We start from the raw sequence: 5,322 nt of genomic DNA, 5'->3' as shown, positions 1-5,322 counted from the left end.
GCGCTAGTGATGAGTGTTGAGCACGTCGGTCGCGCTGCAGCGGTGCCCCTGTGTGTTAACTGCATGCTGGTTCTTGAGCAGGACGGATGGTCTTGTATTAAGAGCCGGGCGCCCAGCCAGATCGACACTGTCCTCTGCGTCGGCAGCGGCAGATGTGTATAAGGGACCGCCTCGACGCGGCGGGCCAGCGCGACGGTCCCGGCCAGCGTCGGGCCGGAGTCGGCGGCGACCAGCAGCGCGGGGGTCTGCGCGTCCACGACGGCGATCGGGCCGTGCAGCAGGTCGGCGTACGACAGGCCCATCGCGTGCAGGTAGCACGCCTCCTTGATCTTCAGTGCCAGCTCCAGCGCGGTACCGAACGCGATGCCGCGCCCGGACACGACCGTGCCCGGCACCTTCGCCAGCTCCTCGACGATCTCCGGCAGAGCCGGGGACTCCTCCGCCAGCGCGATGACGCGGGCGACCTCGTCGGGGACGCGGCGAAGGTCGTCCGCGGCGACGTCGGCGCCGAGGCCGAGGCCGACGACCGACAGCGCGGCGAGTTGCGTCGTGTAGGTCTTGGTGGCCGGGACGGCGATCTCGTCGCCCGCGTCCGTGACCAGCGCGACCTCGGCGGCCTCGGCCAGCGGGGACCCGGCGCCGTTGGTGACCGCGACCGTCCGGGCGCCGCAGTCCTTCGCCCAGTCGAGGGTCTCGACGATCTCCTCGGTCTTGCCGGACTGGCTGATCGCGACGGCCAGCACGCCGTCCAGGTCGAGCCTGCGCTTGTAGGTCGTCGCGATGGACGGGGCGGCGAGGGTGGCCAGCCGGCCGGCGTGCGCCTCCACCAGGTAGCGCCCGTACACCGCGGCGTTGTCGGACGAGCCGCGCGCGATGAACAGCACCTGCCGGGTCTCCCGCGCGAGCGCCGCGACGTCGGCGGTGCGCGGGAGGAGCGCGTCGATCGTCCGGCGCAGCGCGTCCGGCTGCTCACCGATCTCGGCGCGCATCTGACTGGTCATGATCCCCCTCCGAAGAGTTTCTGCCCGTTGACCCACGTGGTACGCGCCCGGTGGTCCGGCCCGAGCCAGACCAGGTCGGCGGCCGCGCCGGGCGTGATGCGGCCGAGGTCGGTGCGTCCGATGAGGTCGGCCGGAACCCGGGTCGCGGCGTCCACCGCGGTGGCCGGGTCGAGGCCGAGACCGATCGCGTTGCCGACCGCCTCGTCCAGCCGCAGGCCGGAGCCCGCGATGGTGCCGTCGGCGCGCAGCGGCGGGCCCTGCTCGGGCATCGTGATGGGCTCGCCGCCGAGGTCGTAGGTGCCGGGCGGCATCCCGGCGGACGCCGCGGCGTCGGTGACGAGCACGACCCGTCCCGGCGCGGCCTGGAACACCAGCCGCGCCACCTTGGCCGCGACATGGTGCAGGTCGAGGATGAGGCCGGGGTGGAGCCGGCCGTCGATGAGGGCCTGCACGGCGACGCCCGGATCGCGGTGGCTGATGCCGGTCTGCGCGTTGAAGATGTGCGTGACCATGCGGGCGCCGGCGTCTGCCGCCGCCTCGGCCTGCGCGGCGGTGGCGTCGCTGTGCCCGACGCTGACCAGGACGCCGGCCTCGGTCAGCGTGCGGATCGCGTCCAGCGCGCCGTCGCGTTCGGGCGCGAGGGTGACGAGCTTGACCAAACCCGTCTCCAGCAGGGTCTTGATCGCGCCGGGCGCCGGGTCGGTGAGGTAGGTGGCGTTGTGCGCACCCTTGCGCTTCTCGGACAGGAACGGGCCCTCAAGGTGGACGCCGAGGACGCGCGTCCCTTCGGGGAGGGACGGCAGGAGGTCTCGCGCTCTGCGCAGAGCCGCGGCCTGGGTCTCGACCGGCGCGGTGATGAACGTCGGGAGGAACGAGGTCACGCCCGTCTCGGGGAGGCGGGAGACGACGGTGCGCCAGCCGTCTTCATCGGCGTCGACCATGTCGTAGCCGAAGAAGCCGTTGACCTGGAGGTCGACCAGGCCGGGCGCGAGCAGGCCATCGGGGAGGTCGAGGTCGGGTGCGCCGGCCGGACGGCCCTCGCCGGCCTCCGCGATGATCCCGTCCGCCAGCCGGACGTATCCCGGGGAGACGACGCGGGTAGGACTGCCCGCGGGGGTGATGATCATGCGGTCGGCCGTGATCAGGAGTGATGCCATGGGTGCGCGCTCTCTGTGACGCGATGATCGCGGGTCGATTCCTCCGAGTTCAACTGGTCTAGTCCGGACTAGACCAGTACGCACCATACTCCACGAATCGGATGGAGAAGAAGATGCGGGGCGAAACTCGTCCGGTACCGGATTCGTCGCGGGCCGCGGCCGTCCGCCGCGCACTCGGGCGGCGACCGGCAGAGGCCACGGCGCCGGAACGGAACCGGACGCCGCGTCCGCGAGGCCGTCCTGACCTGGGAGTTCTTCGATCTTGACAGCGCCGGCACGTGATCGGGTTGTTACAAATTCGTGCCTTGACCCACCTTTCGGACCTGTGGTCTAGTCCGGCCTAGACCAGTACGAACCGAATCGCATAACGTCTAATCACCGCAACGTCCACCACATCCGTCGAAACCCGGCGAACCCCGTCGATCCGGCCCCCGGCCATCGAGGACCCCCGTGACCACCATCGATCCGCACAGTCCCGTACCGAAGTACTTCCAGCTCCGCGCGATCCTGCTCGACCTCATCGAGAGCGCGGAACTGCCCGTCGACGCCCCGATCCCGTCGGAGCGCGAGCTGTGCGTCCGGTACGAGCTGTCCCGCATGACCGTCCGGCAGGGCGTCGACCAGCTCGTCTCCGAGGGGCGGCTCTACCGCGTCCCGGGGAAGGGCACGTTCGTCGCCCGGCCCAAGATCGAGATGCCGCTGCGGCTCGTCTCGTTCACCGAGGACATGCTGGCCCGCGGCCTGCGCCCGGGCGCGATCGACCTCGACCGCCGGACCGTCCCGGCCGACGCGCGGCTCGCCCGGATCTTCGATGTCGAACCCGGCACCGAGATCCACGTCATCGAACGCCTCCGCACCGCCGACGGGGAGCCCATGGCCCTCGAACGCGCGCACATCCTGGCCGCCCTCGCCCCCGACCTGCTCGACCGCCGGCTCGCCGACCGCTCCCTGTACGGCGTCCTCGAAGCGGTGTACGGGCTGGTCTTCGACGCGGGCGACCAGACCATCGACGCCAGCCTGGCCGACGCCGCGGACGCCAGGCACCTGCAGATCGCCCGGGGCAGTGCCGTGCTGCTCCTGCAACGCCGCTCGTACACCGGAGGGGTGTGCGCCGAGCTGGGCGTGTCGACCTACAGGGCGGACCGCTACCAGATCCACACGGCGCTCGGAAATCCCCCGCCGCACCCCTGAAAGAACCCCTGAGGAGGAACCTCGCGATGACTGCGACAACAGTGGACTCCGCGCCGCGCCGAGGGTCGAGCGCCCTCGCGGTGCTGCAGCGGATCGGCCGCAGCCTGATGCTGCCGATCGCCGTGCTGCCCGCCGCCGCCCTGCTGCTGCGCTTCGGCCAGGCCGACATGCTCGGCGCGGACGGCCTCGGCTGGGACCGCGTCGCCGAGATCGTCGGTGAGGCCGGCAACGCGCTGTTCGCCGCGCTGCCGCTGCTCTTCGCCGTCGGTGTGGCGATCGGCTTCGCCAAGAAGTCCGACGGCTCCACGGCGCTCGCCGCCGTGGTCGGCTACCTGGTCTTCGACCGGGTCTCCAAGATCATGTTCTCGCACACCGACGAACTGCAGGGCAACGTCCTCATCACCAAGGTGACGGACGGGGCACAGGCGCAGGTCATCGACTGGGGCGCCAAGAACCCGACGGACGTGCTCGGCGGCATCCTGATGGGTGTCATCGCCGCGCTGCTGTACCAGCGGTACTACCGGATCAAGCTGCCGACCTGGCTCGCGTTCTTCGGCGGCCGCCGGTTCGTGCCGATCATCACCGCCGTGGCCGGCCTGGCGCTCGGCATCGTGATCGGCTTCATCTGGCCGGTCCTCGGCAGCTGGCTCACCGACGCCGGCAACTGGATCACCGGGGCGGGCGCCGCCGGCGCCGGCATCTACGGCGTCATCAACCGCCTGCTGCTGCCCTTCGGCCTGCACCACATCCCGAACTCGCTCATCTGGTTCGTGTTCGGCGACTACAACACCGCGGACGGCGTCGTCCACGGCGAGATCAACCGCTACCTGGCCGGCGACCCCAGCGCGGGCGGCTTCCTCGCCGGGTTCTTCCCGGTCCTCATGTTCGGCCTGCCCGGCGCCGCCCTCGCGATCTGGCGCGCCGCGCCCGCGCACCGGCGTCCCGCGGTCGGCGGCATCATGCTGTCCGCCGCGCTCACCGCGTTCGTCACCGGCGTCACCGAGCCGATCGAGTTCGCGTTCATGTTCGTCGCGCCCGTCCTGTACGGCGTGCACGTCGTCCTCACCGGCATCTCGATGGCCGTTCTGGAGGCGGCCGGCGCCAAGCTCGGCTTCGGCTTCTCCGCCGGGCTCATCGACCTGCTGCTGAACGCCCGCAAGGACAACACCTCGGGGCTCTGGCTGATCCTCGGCATGGGCGTCCTGTACTTCTTCCTCTACTACTTCATCTTCAAGTTCATGATCACGAAGTTCAACTTCGCGACCCCGGGCCGGGAACCCGACGACGAGGAGTCGACCGCCGTGGACCCGGCCGCCGACCCCGAACTCGGCGGCGGCGAGAAGAAGAAGCGGGGCCGCGACAAGGGCACGGCCGAACCCGAGGAGGCCCCGGCCGGCTGACCCTCCCCCGGGGCGCCGCGCCCCCTCACCCCCTGTAGCGCGGCGCCCCACCCCGGGCCGGCCAGCCCACCGGCCCAGCTCCCAAGGTCCCGGACTCCCCGCACCCGTCCGGGACCCGCTCCCAGAAGGCGGCGGGACGCCCCCAGCGTCCCGCCGCCTTCCGCATCCCCGCACGGGTGTTACGGGGGCGGCCGGAGGTGGTCAGGACGTATTTTCCGGGGTCTCTGCTGACTCCTGTTCTCAAACGAGTCGGGAGGTTCTCATGCGTGGACGGGCGAGCGCGCGGGCGGCGGTTCGGATCATTCGATATCGGCCGGTGGCCGTTACGCGGGGGGCGTTGGCGCTGCGGCCCGCCGTCCGGCCGGTACCGGGGCCCGGGCTGCGGGTCGTCCGGCCCGGGGACGGGGTGGAGGGCGAGGTCCGGGCCGTCGCCGACGCGGCCGTCAGGATCGTCGTAGAGGTGCTGGCGGGGACGCGGCCCGCGCATCAGCTGTCGCTGGTGGCCGTCCCGGCGGTGTGCCGCGCGGTGGCGCCGCACGGGGGCGCGGGGGTGCGGGGCGGGCGGGGGGGGGG

Annotated in this window: 5 protein-coding genes; 3 read left to right on the top strand and 2 right to left on the bottom strand. The window is 71.7% G+C overall.

Annotation, left to right across the window (positions count from 1 at the left end; genetic code table 11):
* Both HUX53_RS26900 and nagA read right to left on the bottom strand, forming a co-directional pair.
* On the bottom strand, nucleotides 1-1,001 hold a 1,001-nt coding region (locus HUX53_RS26900), incomplete at its 3' end, for an SIS domain-containing protein (RefSeq protein ID WP_255205672.1).
* Nucleotides 998-2,158: an N-acetylglucosamine-6-phosphate deacetylase gene (gene nagA, locus HUX53_RS26895; protein WP_176406017.1), complete on the bottom strand. Its 1,161-nt coding sequence runs from the start codon at nucleotides 2,156-2,158 to the stop codon at nucleotides 998-1,000. The genes nagA and HUX53_RS26900, both read right to left, overlap by 4 nt.
* A 450-nt stretch (nucleotides 2,159-2,608) precedes the next feature.
* On the opposite strand from nagA, the gene HUX53_RS26890 reads away from it, so the two are divergent.
* The 3 genes from HUX53_RS26890 to HUX53_RS26880 all read left to right on the top strand — a co-directional run.
* A complete protein-coding gene (locus tag HUX53_RS26890; RefSeq protein ID WP_176406016.1) occupies nucleotides 2,609-3,349 on the top strand; it encodes a GntR family transcriptional regulator in 741 nt (246 codons plus the stop codon).
* 26 nt (nucleotides 3,350-3,375) lie between these two features.
* Complete coding sequence (locus HUX53_RS26885; protein WP_176406015.1) at nucleotides 3,376-4,749, top strand: PTS transporter subunit EIIC; 1,374 nt, start codon at nucleotides 3,376-3,378, stop codon at nucleotides 4,747-4,749.
* A 337-nt stretch (nucleotides 4,750-5,086) separates the two neighbouring features.
* On the top strand, nucleotides 5,087-5,322 hold a 236-nt coding region (locus HUX53_RS26880), incomplete at its 3' end, for an Rv3235 family protein (RefSeq protein WP_217919941.1).

This window comes from Actinomadura sp. BRA 177 (assembly GCF_013372625.1).
GTDB lineage: Bacteria > Actinomycetota > Actinomycetes > Streptosporangiales > Streptosporangiaceae > Spirillospora.
Note: the sequence above shows the minus strand (reverse complement) of the source record. Positions and strands in the feature narration are given on the sequence as shown.